Raw genomic sequence first — 14,848 nt, forward strand, 5'->3', positions numbered from 1 at the left:
TTTTGTTTTGTATCACTTGCCTCGGAATTAACGTCAATGACGGAAAACATTCATAAACATCGCATTCTGATCCTCGACTTCGGCTCTCAGTACACTCAGCTAGTGGCGCGCCGCGTCCGTGAGTTCGGCGTTTACTGCGAACTGTGGGCCTGGGATGTTACCGAAGCTCAAATTCGTGAGTTCAACCCAAGCGGCATCATCCTTTCCGGCGGCCCGGAAAGCACCACCGAAGCAAACAGCCCGCGTGCGCCTGAGTACGTGTTCGAAGCCGGCGTGCCGGTGTTCGGCGTTTGCTATGGCATGCAGACCATGGCCATGCAGCTGGGCGGCCACGTTGAAAGCTCTACCGAGCGTGAATTCGGCTACGCGCAGGTTGAAGTGAAAACCGACAGCGCGCTGGTTCGCGGCATCGAAGACTCCCTGAGCGCAGCCGGCCAGCCGCTGCTGGACGTCTGGATGAGCCACGGCGACAAAGTCACCGCCATCCCGTCTGACTTCGTGACCGTTGCCAGCACCGAAACCTGTCCGTTCGCCATTATGGCCAACGAAGAAAAACGCTTCTACGGCGTGCAGTTCCACCCGGAAGTGACCCACACCCGTCAGGGCCAGCGTCTGCTGGAGCGTTTTGTGCTGGAAATCTGCGGCTGTGAAGCGCTGTGGACCCCGGCAAAAATCATCGAAGATGCTATCGTTCGCATCCGCGAGCAGGTGGGTGACGACAAAGTTATCCTCGGCCTGTCCGGCGGCGTTGACTCCTCTGTGACCGCGATGCTGCTGCATCGCGCCATCGGCAAAAACCTGACCTGCGTGTTCGTGGACAATGGCCTGCTGCGCCTGAACGAAGCCCAGCAAGTGATGGACATGTTCGGTGACCACTTCGGCCTGAACATCGTTCACGTTGAAGGCGAAAACCGCTTCCTGACCGCGCTGGCGGGCGAAAACGACCCGGAAGCCAAGCGTAAGATCATCGGCCGCGTGTTCGTGGAAGTGTTCGACGAAGAAGCGCTGAAGCTGGAAGACGTTAAATGGCTGGCGCAGGGCACCATCTACCCTGACGTTATCGAGTCTGCGGCCTCCGCGACCGGGAAAGCACACGTCATCAAATCTCACCACAACGTGGGCGGCCTGCCGAAAGAGATGAAGATGGGCCTGGTTGAGCCGCTGCGCGAGCTGTTCAAAGACGAAGTGCGTAAGATCGGTCTCGAGCTGGGCCTGCCGTACGACATGCTTTACCGCCACCCGTTCCCAGGCCCAGGCCTTGGCGTTCGCGTGCTGGGCGAAGTGAAGAAAGAGTACTGCGACCTGCTGCGCCGCGCCGACGCTATCTTCATCGAAGAGCTGCACAAAGCCGACCTGTACAACAAAGTGAGCCAGGCGTTCACCGTGTTCCTGCCGGTCCGTTCCGTGGGCGTAATGGGCGATGGCCGCAAGTACGACTGGGTTGTTTCCCTGCGTGCGGTAGAAACCATCGACTTCATGACCGCGCACTGGGCGCACCTGCCGTATGACTTCCTCGGCCGCGTGTCCAACCGCATCATCAACGAAGTGAACGGCATCTCCCGCGTGGTTTACGATATCTCCGGCAAGCCGCCGGCGACGATTGAGTGGGAATAATCACTCTCTTAATTGACTAGATGTGCTGAAAGCCCGCGATTGCGGGCTTTTTTATATTTGTCTTCCCTTACTTATGCAGCTTCAACCCCTTTATCACCTTATCCACCATCTTCTTCGGGCCACGCATTGCCAGGCCGACCAGGTTCATGCTGTCGACATCTTCCGCTTTGAACACTTCCCGGTTGGCTGCGTCATGCCCGGTGGAAAACATGGCGTGCACGTATGGGATCAGGGTTAGCTCGCGCTCCAGGCCTTTACGGTGAGCGGTTTGCAGCCCTGCGAGATCGGATTCGAAAATCAGCATCGGCTGGCCGGACAAATTGCCGTATTCGCGGCCTTTCGCATCTATGTAGGGCGCGCCCATTATTTCCGGGGAGGCGGCTGCCACGCCGGTGCCGAGAAACGCCACCACGTTCAGGCGCTGCCAGGTAGGTAAATCGTCGCGTACGATAAAGGCAATTTTGGTATCAAACATCTGTCCTGCTTCTCCGTTCATCTTTCTGAGAAAGCATCATCGAAGATAACAGGGCGGTCAGTATAGAACGTTTGTGCAGCGGCGCTGATAGGCGACGGGGGAGAGGCGATAGGCGCGCTGGAACCAGCGTCCCATATGGCTTTGGTCGGCAAATCCGGTTTGTGTGGCGACCAGCGCAGGCTCTTTCCCCTGTGCCAGCAGCGAACGGGCAGTGCGCAGGCGGAGTCGCACCAGGTAAGCGTGGGGCGACTGGCCAAATGCCTGCTTAAACTGGCGGTTGAGCCGGAACCTGTCGATGCCGGAGTGCAGCGCGAGTTCGTCGAGGCCGATGTCCAGATGCATACGATCGTGAAGATAATTCCGGACTTCATGCATTTGCCGAAGCGCATCGTTTGAGGTGGAAGGCGGCCTGAGGCTGATGTGACGAGAAAGCAGGGCGATAAGGTGGTCGAGCGTCTGGTCGCGGGCGAGTCGCCCTTCGCGATGGTGAACGGCAAAAAACGCCTGCTGAATAGCAATGCTTAGCTGCGGGTCGTCCGCCAGGGTGTTATGGAAAGCGGCTTCCAGCGTTGCGATGTTGCCCAGCCCGCGGCGCTGCATGTGATCGCCCACCCAGGCTTGCGGCAGGTAGAGCATCGCGTAAGTAAAGCCTTCGGCTTCGGGAGCGTGGCCGTCGTGCACCGCGCCGGGTTCAATCAGAATGGCTCTTCCCGGATGGCTGGTGTGCGTGGTGCGGTGGCAGTTAAAGCGCTGGAGCCCCTGCTGCGTAACGCCGACAAGCACTTCATCATGATCGTGCGCGTCATAAGCGTGGCCGGAGAAATGGGCGTTAATACTCTCTAAACCGCTCTCTTCATCGCGGTTGATATCAACCCAGTCGCTGCTTGTTTTGTCGCGCGTTGTCATCAATCAGGCCTCGTTTTAAAACGAATTCGGTTTCCGAAAGAGGAGCAGGCTACTCGATGCCATAGAAAAGGAAGCTAAGCGCCGCTTTTATTGTATTTTCATGTTCAGCCGCGCTGCAGTGTTCTGCGCCCAGGACCCGTTCAGGGATGCTCGCGAGTTCATGAGTCATCACAATAAAATCTTCACCGGCCAGATGAATGGATGGGGTGAGTTTGTCCGTGCGTGGCCCTTTATAGTTTTCAGCAGGGAATAAAGGAATGACGACTCGGGTGTTTCTGCGCCCAATGATGTTGCTCTGAACATTCAATAAATACGGGTAAGCCGTTGGCTTTCCCGTATTTTTGTAGACGGTGAATTGCATGATTAGAACGTCCTGTAGGTGTCGGATAAAAGCCCGTTTTCTTCCGTGAGCTGGTTCAGATAGTCGATTGCGGCTTCGTTTTCTTTCTTCCAGCGAGCGGCTTCAATCTCCTTGATTTCGGCTTTTAGCGCTTTACGCAACGTTTGTGACAAGTTGATTCCTGCCGCTTTGGCTTCCTGAATCAGATCTGGCTCTAGTGTGACGGTGACGGTTTTTTTCACTCGTATACTTGCTGATGCAGGCATGGCTCCTCCTCAAGAACTGTGTTTTTGTATGTGTTAATAACGCATACAGTAGCACATATACTGTATGGCTAAAATATCACCAAATATCTTTGGTTAAAAATCGACTTCATGTCCGGGTTTCAAGCCCGCTATATAAATCCCGAGTGATCTGCTAAAACATCTGGCGATCCGACTCCGGCAAAAGTTAAACAAGACTGAGGTAACGAGCACCATGAATAAAGCAGATCATCTCCAGGCGGTCACGGCCAAAGCCCGGGCGATCATGGCCCGGCACAATATTGAGGCTCTGGTAGTGACCACCCCGGACAACTTTTGCCATGTCACAGGGTTTGCCAGTTTCTTTATGTACACCTTCCGCCATACCGGCGCGGCGCTGGCGGTCATTTTCCGGGATGAGAAGCTGCCTTCGTTGATCGTGATGAATGAGTTTGAGGCGGCTGGCCTGAAGTTTGATCTGGCGAACTATGAGCTGAAGACCTTCCCGGTTTGGGTAGATGTCGACGAGCCTTTTAACCCGCAGCGGGTGGTGAAAGAGCGGCCGATTGGCCCGCCGGTGGAGGCCGTTTTCACGCTGCTCAAGTCCACATTGGCGGATGCGGGCGTGCTGGATACAAACATCGCTATCGAGCTGAATGCGATGAGCAACGGCGGCAAGCAGACGCTGGATAAGGTGATCCCGAATCTACGGCTGGTGGACTCCACGGCAATCTTTAATGAGCTACGGATGGTCAAAAGCCCCTGGGAGATTACCTTCCTGCGTAAAAGTGCGCAGATCACCGAGTATGGCATCAGTGAAGCCTTTAAGGCGATTGGCGCGGGCTGCTCGGCCTGGGATCTCACCGCCGCCTACAAAGCTGCCGTGATGCAGTACCCGGAGACCAACCTGTCGCGCTTCCATTTGATCTCGGTGGGCGATGACTTTGCCCCCAAATTAATCCCGAGCCGCGAACCCGTTAAACCGGGGGATTTGATCAAATTTGACTGCGGCGTGGATGTCGCCGGGTACGGTGCGGATTTGGCGCGAACCGTGGTGTTCGGGCAGCCAACGGCCATGGCCGAGCGAATCTACCAAACCATTTTGCAGGGCCACGAGCATATGCTCAGCCTGATTGGCCCGGGCGTAAAGCTCAGCCATGTGTTTAACGACACGATGAGTAAAATCAAGGCCAATGGCTTGCCGCACTATAATCGCGGCCATTTAGGGCACGGCGATGGGCTGTTCTTAGGCCTGGAAGAGGCGCCGTTCGTGAGCGCTGCGGCAACCGAAACCTTTGAACCGGGCATGGTCTTTAGCGTGGAAACGCCTTACTACGGCATCGGCGTCGGGGCGATCATGCTGGAAGATATGTTGCTCATCACCGATGACGGCTATGAATTGTTTAGCCAGTTACCGAGGACGCTACAGCGTTTTGATTAAGCTTAATTCGGGGCATTAAGATGCCCCGTTAATCTCTTAATTAAGATATTGTTGTGAATTCGTGTTGTCAGCTTTGCTAAATTAAGTATCTTAATTTTGTAATGGTTGGATAGTACATTGCATTATTAAAAATAAAGGAACCTGCGAGATTAATTTGTACATAAAGGGATTGTAAATAATGCCCGATAATATCAGGCGGTTCCTTTAGGTGAAAATAACGGATTTTAGTATAAGCGGCTGACATCTACCATTTTTGCATGGGCGAGAGAATATTCAGCAGGCCTCAGTCTCATTCTTTGCTTAGCTAAATTCATTGCCTGCTGACTGGCGCCAGAAAAATCCTTCGGATTTTGCCCCTCGGAGATACCGCAGCCTTTTTGATAGTGAAAGTTGAATGTTTTGGGGATAACGCCAGAGTAATACTCATTTGAATACTCGGCGCTGCCTCCCTGCGCTTTGATAAAGCTGACAATATCATTCCCTATGTGGCTGCTGGGAGGGGAACACCGAACGTAGCTTTGTTTACCGTCGCCGCCAAAGACCGTTGCTTTAAGGCTGCTCATGCTGATGTTTTTAGCCGCTAAAGCATTCTTAATTTCTCTTAAATTTTGCTGCAGCCCGACTTCTGAATCAAAATGCGCGCAGAGAAGGTAATCATGCTGCTCTGATACGGCATAAAGCCCCAGGCAGGTTTGTATTGCCGGCATGGAAAGATCAAGCCCTTCTTTTTTGAACAGGCCATATTGGCCCTGTAATACGACGACTCTCATATAATCAATTTCCTTATTAGATGAAATATCCGCGCAAAGAATATAGCAATCTAAAAAGAATGACACGTAACCATTAGTGAGATATTTCTGTAAAACGCCAGATGCCGAATCAGAATAATTACAGTGCGATCGGGCGTAAATAACCTGTCCGACCTCAGCTAAAAAATGCCAGCTTCACCGCAAATATCGCCAGGAACAGGCCGGTGGCTTTCCCCAGCAGATAAACCATGCCCGGCCGCGAACGCACTTTCTCTGCAAGCGAAGTCGTCAGGAAGATCATTATCGAACAGTAGATAAAGGTCAGCGCGGCCGCCGTACCCGCCAGAATAGCGAACGTCGGGATCCCCAGGCTACGTGCGGGGTCGATAAACAACGGCAGGAACATCACGTAGAACAGAATGGGTTTGGGGTTCATCAGAGTAATGACCATGCCCTGCAAAAACGGCGTTCTTTTACCGGTCACCGGCGGCGGCGGGGCGCTGGTTTTCGCTTTCATCAGCAGCTGCACACCCATCCACAGCAGGTAAGCGGCACCCAGCCACTTGATGACCTGGAAAACATGCGGCGAGGATTCGAGCAGCGCCGCCACGCCCGCGATGGCCAGCCACAGCAGCACCTGGTCACCCAGAATAATCCCCATCAGGCAGAGATAGCCGCTGCGCGCGCCGCCTTTGCTGGCGCTGGTGATCAGGATCAGATTCCCGGGGCCGGGAATGATTAACAGCAGGATGAAAGAGACGACAAAGGTGCCGTAATGAATGATGCCGGGCATGCTCAGGTTTTCCTTACAGTGCTTAGTTCAGATGATGCATTCTTGCTTTTATGCGCCGTACTGGCTGGCTTTATGATGGGAAGGAAGGCCCGTAGGCGGCAACCGAAAAGCGTGATATGTTTTCCTTATCTATGAAGAATTTCGATTTGTCGAAAGCTGCTATTTCCAATAACTGACTGAAAATATGGCCGGAATAAAGCTAAATCAGCTGGAAATGCTGATAGCCGTAGTGGAAAACAATGGTTTCAGCGCCGCAGCCGCAGCATTGGGCTGTACTCAGTCGCGCATCAGCCATGCGATTGCCGAACTGGAACAACAGCTGAATGTGCGCCTGCTGCATCGCTCGCGCAGCGGCTGCGTGCCGACTGCCGCCTGCACGCAAATCCTCAAAGATGCGAAAAAAATCATGCAGCTGCTGGACGGTATTGAGCAGACGGCGGCGGAAGCGCCGCAGCTCGCCGGGCGCGTGCGGGTGGCCTGCTTCCGCAGCGCGACAGCGAACCTGTTGCCGCTTTACTTTGAAGCGCTGGCTACGGCGCTGCCCGATATTCATCTGGATATTGATGACAGCGCGACGGAATACCATCACCTCAACGACGCGGTGGTGTCCGGGCGGGCGGATATCGGCATTACCATTCAGGGCTACCCGGACTCGCTGCACGGCGTGCCGTACATCAGCGACCCTTACGTACTGATGCTGCCCCGCAGCTTCCGCCTGCGGCAGCCTTTTAGCTGGCAGCAGCTGGAGAACCTGCCGTTTATCCAGCCGAACGCCAACACCTTAAGCCCCGCCGTGGAGCGCTGCCGTGAGATGGGGCTGCGTAATGAGGTGGTGCATAAGCTGGCAAGCGACAGCGGGATAGTCGGGCTGGTGAATCAGGGCCTGGGGTTTTCCATTATGCCGTGGCTGTCGGTGCTGCCGGTGCCGGAGAATATGCGCATTCTGGATTTGCCCCAGCCGCTGCGCCGCCATTTATTCATCGTCACCCGCCCCGAGCTGCGCCATGACAAAGTGATCGCCACGCTGATTAATTTCCTGCGCGATAAGGCGCTGATCCGCACGACCAGCGTCTGGCGCTCGGGTATGCTGGCTTTCGATTACTGACCGGCTTCCAGCCACTGGCTGGTCAGGGATATGGCCTGAGTGTCAAAGTCGATGCGCATCCGCACCCCGAGCGGGAGCGTCAGCATCGGGTGCGTGTGGCAGCAGTCAAAATCAGAGACGAGGGGGATCTCGCGGCCATTCAGCACTTCCCTCAGGATGTGCAGCGGCGTTTTTCCGCTGCCCTGGTCGTCAAACAGCTCGTGTCTGCCGAGCACAATGGCGGCGATGCGGTCGAACACGCCGCACAGTAAAAGATGGGAAAACTCCCTCTCCAGCTCAGCCGCGCTTTGCAGGCTGTCCTCAATAAACAGAATATCTCCCCGGTTGATATCGGGCATGTATTCGCTGCCCCAGATGCCGTAAAGCGTATTCAGGTTGCCGCCAATGACGCGGCCTTCTACCTTGCCTGTGCCCTCGAAGCACCAGCTGCCCGGACGCAGAGTTTTCGCCCGGGATTGTGTTTCCCAGTCGAGCATTTCCTCGGTCCACGCTGCGGGCTGGCTCAGCGTGTACGGCAGTGCCTGAGGCCGGCTGAGAATATTGAGGAAATAGTCAAACGTGCTGTCGACCAGCGGAGGGAACTCACCCAAAGAAGCCACCACCGCCGGGCCATAAAAGGTAATCAGCCCAGTTCTTTGATAGATGCCCGCCAGGAGCGCGGTTACGTCCGAATAGCCGATGATGATTTTGGGATCTTTCATCAGCTGCGCGTAGTCGATATAAGGCAGCAGCGAGTTGCTGTTTAAGCCGCCGATGGCCGAAATAATGCAGCGCACGTTCGGGTCATGCAAAAGGGCATTAAACTCATCCGCCCGCTCGCGAATGGAGCCAGAACGCCAGTAATCCTTTTTGCCTGTCAGGCTGCCTTCCTGCAGACAGAACCCCTGCGACTCAATAAACGCTTTTGCCCTTTGGTAGCGCTGTGGGGCAAACGCGGTGGCCGCCGATGAGGGGGAAAACACGGCGATCGTGTCCCCCGCCGTTAATGGGCGGGCATAAATCTGCGGCATGGCGACTTCTCCCTGTGGGTCAGTTATCGGCTGGCGGTAGCCGGGAAAACAAACTCAAACTCTTCCTGTTCAAACTCATCGGGCGCTTCCCACAGGCTGCTGGCGACTTCAAAAATCTCGTCCGGCACGACCATCGAGAAGGTTTCGCCTTGTTCGGTATTGCGGCGCTGTACGCGCTCGCGGCGAACGCTTTTGGGCGCGTCGAGGACGTGTACGCAAAACGGAATGCCTTCTTCCTGCAGCTGGCGGAGCAGGGCTAACCTTGGGCCTTGCTGAATTAGGCCCAGCTCCAGCGCAATGCTGTTGGTGGCAAGCACCGTGCGGGCATAGCTCAGGATAAGCGCAATCAGCCGGTCTTTGCGTTCCACATACCAGGGCACAAAATTTCCGGCCGGACGGTCGGGGCTGTAGAGCCGCACGAACCACTCGTCCAGCGCGATGTGGGTAAACCCGTCGGTTTTGGCCAGGGCTTTAGCGTAGGTCGATTTACCCGCACCAACCGGGCCTTCAATAAAGTGTATTTGGTTCATCGGATAAGCTTTTTGTAGGAGGAATTATCAGGCGCGTTTTGTCGCGTACTTAACGATAGTAGCGCGAGAAATGGCTTTTAAATAGCTACCTTATTTGTTGTTTTTATAAGATATAACCATGTTTTTTACGAGGTTAATGGCTGGCGATTCCTGCCATAATTTTGAAATTTGTGAAGGATTTTTCTGCAATTCCCCTCTCCCTGCTAGGGAGAGGGGGGAAAAACAGAAGCGACGCTGTGGCTGAGTGAAACGTTGGACGAGAAGCGAGGCATGATTCTCAGTGGGAGAAGTTAAAAACCAACCAGCTACAGCGTTACAAGTCCACTTGCCGCCGCTTTCTGTGCCGCATCGCTAATGGGCTGATAATCATCCCGGTGCGTCACGCTAAAATCTTTTATCAGTAACGCCTCCCTTACTTCTTGCCACTCAGGCTCGCTCACCAGCCGTTTCAACGCGCGGCGCAGCTGCGCCAGTTCCACGGCTGAAGTTTGCGCCGAGGTGATCATCGGTAAACCCGGTGCCAGCGCCGTTGTGCCGATAGAAACCAGGCCCGCAACGCGTTCCGGTTCGTGATGAGCAACCAGCGCGAGAGTGACTGCATCAATGGCGGCAATATCGCTCGTTTCGGCCTGCACCTCCGCCAGCGACTGGCGGTGGCTGCCGCTAAAGGCGATGTCTGAGAAGAACTTCCCGTCTTTTTGCAGCGGGGCAACCAGGCTGCGAAAGCCGTGATAGCCGGACTGGGAATCGTCGCTGTTGCAGACGACGCGCTTGCCCCGGAAATCTGCCAGCGTTTTTCCCGCGTCGGCTTCACGCACAATCAGCTGGCTGCTGTAGTGAAACCCTTCGCAGCCTGCCGCCTGATAATGAAACGTACCGACGACGTGCACCTTAGGCAGCAGGGCGCGCAGGGGATAACCGCAGGTCTGGCTGAGCAGCAGCCGCGAGTCTTGCCAGTGGCTCAGGCGATCTTCGGGTTCGCTATACATCAAACTGTCGCCGTCCAGCCCTTCTTCGCTCAGTAGCAGGCGCAAGGTGGCTAACAGCGCTTCGGTATCCGGGTGATGCACGTCGTACATCGGCAGCGAGATAAGCTTACTCATGGGCTTTCTCCTGCGGCACCACGTCCTGCGCCAGGCGGCCGTCAGGGAAGAACGGGTTAATTTCCACCTGGATCGGTTTAATCAGATGCTCGCGCATCAGCTCGCCGTAACCGTTCACAAAGAAGCCCTGGTTCCGCTGCAGGTATTCCTCTTTATACGCGCGGTAAACGGTTGGCAGCCCGTACCACGGAATGCCGGGGAGATCGTGGTGCACGGAGTGATAGTTCAGATTCAAGAACAGCAGACGCCAGAACATGCCTGCTTCGTTAATCACCGTCCGGGCCTCGGGATCTTCCGCCGCGCGGTGTTCGAAGAAAGAGCGGACCTTGGTCATCGCCAGCATCGGCCAGGTGACGACCAGCAGGTAGTAAACCACCGAGAAATCATGCTTCACCAGCCAGCCGAGCACCGGGATAAGCAGCAGCAGATGTACCGTCCACATCGCCATCGCCGGGCGATTGCCGTTGCGGAAAGTTTCCCAGATATTGATCGCCGTCCAGCGCATGGTCAGCACCGGCGTCAGCAGCAGCCTACCTGGGAAGGTGTTACGCAGGCGCACCAGCAAGCGCTGAACGCCGCTAAAATGCTGCCAGCGGCGGCGGGTAAAGTAGTAACTTTCCGGGTCAGTTTCCGGCACGGTCAGATCTTCATCCTGGTGATGTTTCAGATGCAGATCGCGATAAGTGCCGTACGGATACCAGATAGAAAAAGGGATCAGCCCGAACAGCTGATTCAGGCGTGGGAAGCGCGTCGGGTGGCCGTGCAAAAGCTCATGCTGCAGCGACATATACCAGGTGGCTAACCAGATGAGCAGCAGCGTTGCCGGGAAGAGGCCAATGGTTTTCCACCACGCCACGGTGGCAAACCAGCCGCCGTAAATCGTGATAATCAGCAGCCAGGTGGGCAGTTCCGTGCGCCACAGCCACGAACGCCGCAGTTTACTGACAAATTCCCGTTGTTCTTCATGTAAATAGACCGACGCTCTGCCACTCATTTAACTTATCACTGCCCGCAATTAATCGTTGATTTGAGCAGAGAGTAAATCGTCGCCGCTAAAGCCCATAGGAATATAAATAGCTATGCTTAGAACATAAAATGCTTAAACAGAAAGAGAGAATAAAGGCAGAGGTGCGTAGCGGCATAACGACAGAAAAGGGCGGCTTTTGGTCGCCCTTCAGGCTTTACATTGACTCAATGCCAACCCGCTGGCCGTAGGAGAGTTCCAGCGTGTTACCGTCTGGATCGGCAAAGAACACGAAGTAACCCACCGGGTCGCCAAGCTGCTCTGGTTCTCTGCGCAGCACACCTTCGGCTCTCGCTATTTCCGTCTTGCGATCAATTTCTTCTTTGGTTGCGCAGGCCACGCCCAGGTGACCAAAATTCCCCAGCGGCGTGTCGGTGTTGTTGTCTGCCTGCACCAGAACCAGCGCAAAAGGCCGGGTGCGATCGCTGAGCCAGGCCACCTTGCGTGCGTCCGGCAGGTTGGGTTCGCGCTGGTGAATCACTTTCATTGCGGTATAGCGGAGGTAGAAATCGACGCTTTTATCCAGATCCTTCACCATAAATGCGACGTGGGTAAAGCCGACATCAATCTGTTCCATAATCTGCCCATTCAGCTGTTTTTGATGGCGTGACTTTACAACCTCAAGTTAACTTCAGGTCAAGGCGAGGGGCCAGCAAACGGGGCGCTTGAGCATTTTTGAACAAGTGGTAGGAAATTAAAAGAGCGCGAGGGGGAACCGACGGACTAGCGGTTAGCGCTGTCCACCTGCTGGCTGCTTTGTTGGGTTTCTGCTTTTTTATCCTGATGGTGGTACCAGGCTCCGATGGAGGAATAAATAAAGCGACCAAAAAAGAACAGAAAACTGATGAGCAGAATAATGCGGGTCATGCGATTATTAAAACGGTTTCGTCTTTGCATAGTCGTAACCTGTGTCACGCAGGGGTCCTTAAGATTGGCCCGGCGATGCGGGCGACGGGGCTATTTAGTCACACAGAACCACTCAGGTCAATTATTCATCATGTAAAAACGGCCTGAATGAATGATTCATGGGCATTTCATTCATGAGGTGAATTTGTTGTGAACTAATATGAATCATATTCAGTCTGAATTTTACCTCAGCGGTGATTCATTGAACTGATACTGATATGCATCAATTATTCTTAATGTTGGCGAACTAAAATTTGTCCCCCGCAGTGACGGAAGATGGGCCGTAACGAACCGGAAAGGATATCCGGAAGATACCCGAAGAGGAACAGGGATTTTGGCGAAGATGTATGCAACTGGCTAGCTGGTATAAACAATCAAAAAGTAAATGGTGGGCACTGCCCCTGATTCTCCCCAGCCTGCTGCTGCCGCTGGTGGCAACGTTTAACGCGCAGACGGTACTGGATGGCGGGCGAGTTTTCCTGCTTTACATGTCGCTCCCGCTGCTAACCGCCTGCATCGTACTGTTCGGGCGCGCGGCTATTCCGGGCATTGTTCTGGCATTGCTGATTCGCTATCTGCCCTCAGAAGGCGTGTGGATTTCGTTGCTGGCCGTCCTGCACTTTATCGTGCCGATTACGGTCAGTTCGTGCTGCTATCGCTATTTTGTGTCGCGACGCAGCGCGGTGACCTTCGGCCTGATTCAGCTCACCGCTCAGCGTATGTTTTGGCTGGTGCTGGTTAACGCCGGGCTATTTCTGGTGTTCTACGAGATAGCGTTATTTTTAGGCTGGTACGATCGCAGTTTTTCTATTCTGTCCGCCACGCCGTGGAGCGCCAGGACATTAATTAATTTCCAGGCCGTGCTGGTGGGGGGATTAACCGGGCTGCCGTTCTTCTATTTTATTTTAAGAATGATAGTGCACCCGCGCTTTATCAAAAGCTTCTGGTCCCGCATGCGGGGACAGCGGCAGAAGGGCGTGACGCGAAGTGAAATGCTGCTCTGGGCCGCGCTCATTGGCCTGCTTATTTGGCTGCTGCTGTACCCGATTAGCCAAAACAAAACTATTTTTAATACCGATTACACGCTGACGCTTATTCTGCCCGTTATGCTGTGGGGGGCGATGCGTTTTGGCTTCTTGTTTATTACCAACGCCTGGACCGTGGTACTGATTATTCTCTGCGGCGGGTTCCATAATTACCTGCCGCCGGATATGGGCTTTCAGCTGCATTTGGCCATTGCGTCGTCCTGCTATGCGGTGTTTTCCATCACCATCTATTTAATGGCGGCGGTGACCACCCGACAGCGCTTCTTGCACTATAAAGCACGCCGCGTGGCGTTCATCGACCCGATGATGCAGATGCCGAATCTACGCGCGTTATCTCGCGACCTCGGGAACACGCCCTGGTCCGCGCTGGGATTTTTGTCGATTCCCGAGCTGGAGCTGCTGGGTCGAAACTACGGCGTTTTGCTGCGCATTCAATACAAACAGCAGCTGGCGGAATATTTGCGCGGCCAGCTGTCGCCCGGCGAGAGGGTGTACAACCTTTCCGGGCACGATCTCGCCCTGCGCCTCAATTATGAATCTCATCAGGCTAAAATTGAGTCTCTGTACGCCCATGCCCGACGGTTCCGCTTTATGTGGGACGGGATGCCGCTGCAGCCGCAAATCGGCATCAGCTATTGCTTTGTGCGCCACCCGGTGTCCCATCTCTACTTATTGCTCGGCGAGTTAAGCACCATGGCCGGGGTATCGCTCTCTACGCAACAGCCCGAAAGCCTGCAGCAAAAAGGCTCCAATCACATTCAGAATGCAGTCAAACGAAAAGTTGAAATGATGAACCGCCTCCAGCATGCGCTCGATCAGGACCTGTTTGTGCTGATGGCGCAGCGTATTGAAGGGTTACGGGGTGACGCCTACTACGAGGTGTTGTTGCGGATGCGCGACGATAAAGGCGAACTGCTGTCACCGGATATCTTTTTGCCCGTCGCCCATGAATTTGGGCTTTCATCCCGCATTGACCGCTGGGTGCTGAATGCCGCCCTGCAGTTTATGGATAAGCACCGCGACAGTTTGCCGGGCTGCAGGCTCGCCATTAACCTGACGCCCGCTTCGGTGTGTCAGGCCCAGCTTCCGGGGGATGTGCAGCATTTGCTGGCGAAGTACCGTATTGAGCCGTGGCAGCTGGTTTTTGAAGTGACAGAAAGTCACTCTTTAACCAACCTTGAACAGGCCAATGTAACGTTGAAGATGCTGCAGCGCATGGGTTGCCGGGTGGCCATCGACGACTTTGGCACAGGCTATGCCAGCTATGCGCGTCTGAAAGAGCTGAGCGCCGACATCCTTAAAATTGACGGCAGCTTTATCCGCAATATTTTAACCAGCAGCCTGGATTACCAGGTGGTGAGCTCGATATGCCAGCTGGCAAGAATGAAGAAGATGCAGGTTGTGGCGGAATATGTCGAAACGCAGGCGCTAAAAGATGCCGTCCGGGCGATGGGCATGGATTATGTTCAGGGATATTTGATTGGTCGCCCTCAGCCGCTGGAGAGCCTTGCAGAAGAACAAAGCCCCTCTGCGCCGGAAGACGCAAAGGGGCTAATGGAGTAAA

General features: G+C 54.6%; 16 protein-coding genes. 4 read left to right on the forward strand and 12 right to left on the reverse strand.

The window, feature by feature from the left end:
• Nucleotides 1–36: 36 nt before the first annotated feature.
• Complete coding sequence (guaA, locus tag ACREYP_RS05405; protein WP_498881180.1) at nt 37–1,614, forward strand: glutamine-hydrolyzing GMP synthase; 1,578 nt, start codon at nt 37–39, stop codon at nt 1,612–1,614.
• A gap of 67 nt (nt 1,615–1,681) precedes the next feature.
• Here guaA and ACREYP_RS05410 read toward each other — a convergent pair whose 3' ends face one another.
• The 4 genes from ACREYP_RS05410 to ACREYP_RS05425 are packed head-to-tail and all read right to left on the reverse strand — an operon-like array spanning nt 1,682 to nt 3,601.
• Nucleotides 1,682–2,089 carry a DUF2000 family protein gene (locus ACREYP_RS05410; protein ID WP_336819136.1) on the reverse strand — a complete coding sequence of 136 codons (408 nt, stop codon included), beginning with the start codon at nt 2,087–2,089 and terminating at the stop codon, nt 1,682–1,684.
• Nucleotides 2,090–2,146: 57 nt separating this feature from the next.
• Complete coding sequence (locus tag ACREYP_RS05415; RefSeq protein ID WP_498881181.1) at nt 2,147–2,995, reverse strand: AraC family transcriptional regulator; 849 nt, start codon at nt 2,993–2,995, stop codon at nt 2,147–2,149.
• Nucleotides 2,996–3,044: 49 nt separating this feature from the next.
• Nucleotides 3,045–3,356 carry a CcdB family protein gene (locus ACREYP_RS05420; protein ID WP_336819138.1) on the reverse strand — a complete coding sequence of 104 codons (312 nt, stop codon included), beginning with the start codon at nt 3,354–3,356 and terminating at the stop codon, nt 3,045–3,047.
• A gap of 2 nt (nt 3,357–3,358) precedes the next feature.
• Nucleotides 3,359–3,601 (reverse strand): type II toxin-antitoxin system CcdA family antitoxin, encoded by a 243-nt coding sequence (locus tag ACREYP_RS05425; protein ID WP_034809527.1) that lies wholly within the window; start codon nt 3,599–3,601, stop codon nt 3,359–3,361.
• 211 nt (nt 3,602–3,812) lie between these two features.
• On the opposite strand from ACREYP_RS05425, the gene ACREYP_RS05430 reads away from it, so the two are divergent.
• Nucleotides 3,813–5,018, forward strand: coding sequence for a M24 family metallopeptidase (locus tag ACREYP_RS05430; protein WP_336819139.1), 1,206 nt, complete (start codon nt 3,813–3,815; stop codon nt 5,016–5,018).
• A gap of 224 nt (nt 5,019–5,242) precedes the next feature.
• Here ACREYP_RS05430 and ACREYP_RS05435 read toward each other — a convergent pair whose 3' ends face one another.
• Both ACREYP_RS05435 and ACREYP_RS05440 read right to left on the reverse strand, forming a co-directional pair.
• Nucleotides 5,243–5,788 carry a hypothetical protein gene (locus ACREYP_RS05435; protein ID WP_166990506.1) on the reverse strand — a complete coding sequence of 182 codons (546 nt, stop codon included), beginning with the start codon at nt 5,786–5,788 and terminating at the stop codon, nt 5,243–5,245.
• Between the two features lie 154 nt (nt 5,789–5,942).
• The gene (locus ACREYP_RS05440; RefSeq protein ID WP_166990509.1) at nt 5,943–6,560 is read right to left on the reverse strand and encodes a LysE family transporter; all 618 of its coding nucleotides are present in this window, start codon (nt 6,558–6,560) and stop codon (nt 5,943–5,945) included.
• Nucleotides 6,561–6,744: 184 nt separating this feature from the next.
• Between ACREYP_RS05440 and ACREYP_RS05445 the strand changes: the two genes are divergently transcribed.
• Complete coding sequence (locus ACREYP_RS05445) at nt 6,745–7,665, forward strand: LysR family transcriptional regulator (protein ID WP_336819140.1); 921 nt, start codon at nt 6,745–6,747, stop codon at nt 7,663–7,665.
• Here ACREYP_RS05445 and ACREYP_RS05450 read toward each other — a convergent pair.
• The 6 genes from ACREYP_RS05450 to ACREYP_RS05475 form a co-directional block, all read right to left on the reverse strand.
• Entirely contained in the window at nt 7,659–8,675 is a 1,017-nt protein-coding gene (locus ACREYP_RS05450) for a S66 family peptidase (protein WP_336819141.1), read from the reverse strand. The two genes, ACREYP_RS05445 and ACREYP_RS05450, sit on opposite strands and share 7 nt — an antisense overlap.
• A gap of 23 nt (nt 8,676–8,698) precedes the next feature.
• Nucleotides 8,699–9,205: a P-loop nucleotide/nucleoside kinase family protein gene (locus tag ACREYP_RS05455; RefSeq protein ID WP_336709020.1), complete on the reverse strand. Its 507-nt coding sequence runs from the start codon at nt 9,203–9,205 to the stop codon at nt 8,699–8,701.
• 305 nt (nt 9,206–9,510) lie between these two features.
• Nucleotides 9,511–10,308, reverse strand: a complete 798-nt coding sequence (locus ACREYP_RS05460; protein ID WP_498881182.1) for a phosphate/phosphite/phosphonate ABC transporter substrate-binding protein — start codon at nt 10,306–10,308, stop codon at nt 9,511–9,513.
• Nucleotides 10,301–11,302 carry a fatty acid desaturase gene (locus ACREYP_RS05465; protein WP_336819143.1) on the reverse strand — a complete coding sequence of 334 codons (1,002 nt, stop codon included), beginning with the start codon at nt 11,300–11,302 and terminating at the stop codon, nt 10,301–10,303. The genes ACREYP_RS05460 and ACREYP_RS05465 overlap by 8 nt, the downstream gene beginning before the upstream one ends.
• Before the next feature lie 187 nt (nt 11,303–11,489).
• Nucleotides 11,490–11,909, reverse strand: coding sequence for a VOC family protein (locus ACREYP_RS05470; protein ID WP_213715579.1), 420 nt, complete (start codon nt 11,907–11,909; stop codon nt 11,490–11,492).
• A gap of 146 nt (nt 11,910–12,055) precedes the next feature.
• Nucleotides 12,056–12,229 (reverse strand): YfgG family protein, encoded by a 174-nt coding sequence (locus ACREYP_RS05475; protein ID WP_034809523.1) that lies wholly within the window; start codon nt 12,227–12,229, stop codon nt 12,056–12,058.
• 356 nt (nt 12,230–12,585) lie between these two features.
• On the opposite strand from ACREYP_RS05475, the gene ACREYP_RS05480 reads away from it, so the two are divergent.
• Nucleotides 12,586–14,847 (forward strand): EAL domain-containing protein, encoded by a 2,262-nt coding sequence (locus tag ACREYP_RS05480; protein ID WP_166990526.1) that lies wholly within the window; start codon nt 12,586–12,588, stop codon nt 14,845–14,847.
• Nucleotide 14,848: the final 1 nt, after the last annotated feature.

This window comes from Enterobacter sp. TMH.L2 (genome assembly GCF_050847315.1).
GTDB lineage: Bacteria > Pseudomonadota > Gammaproteobacteria > Enterobacterales > Enterobacteriaceae > Cedecea.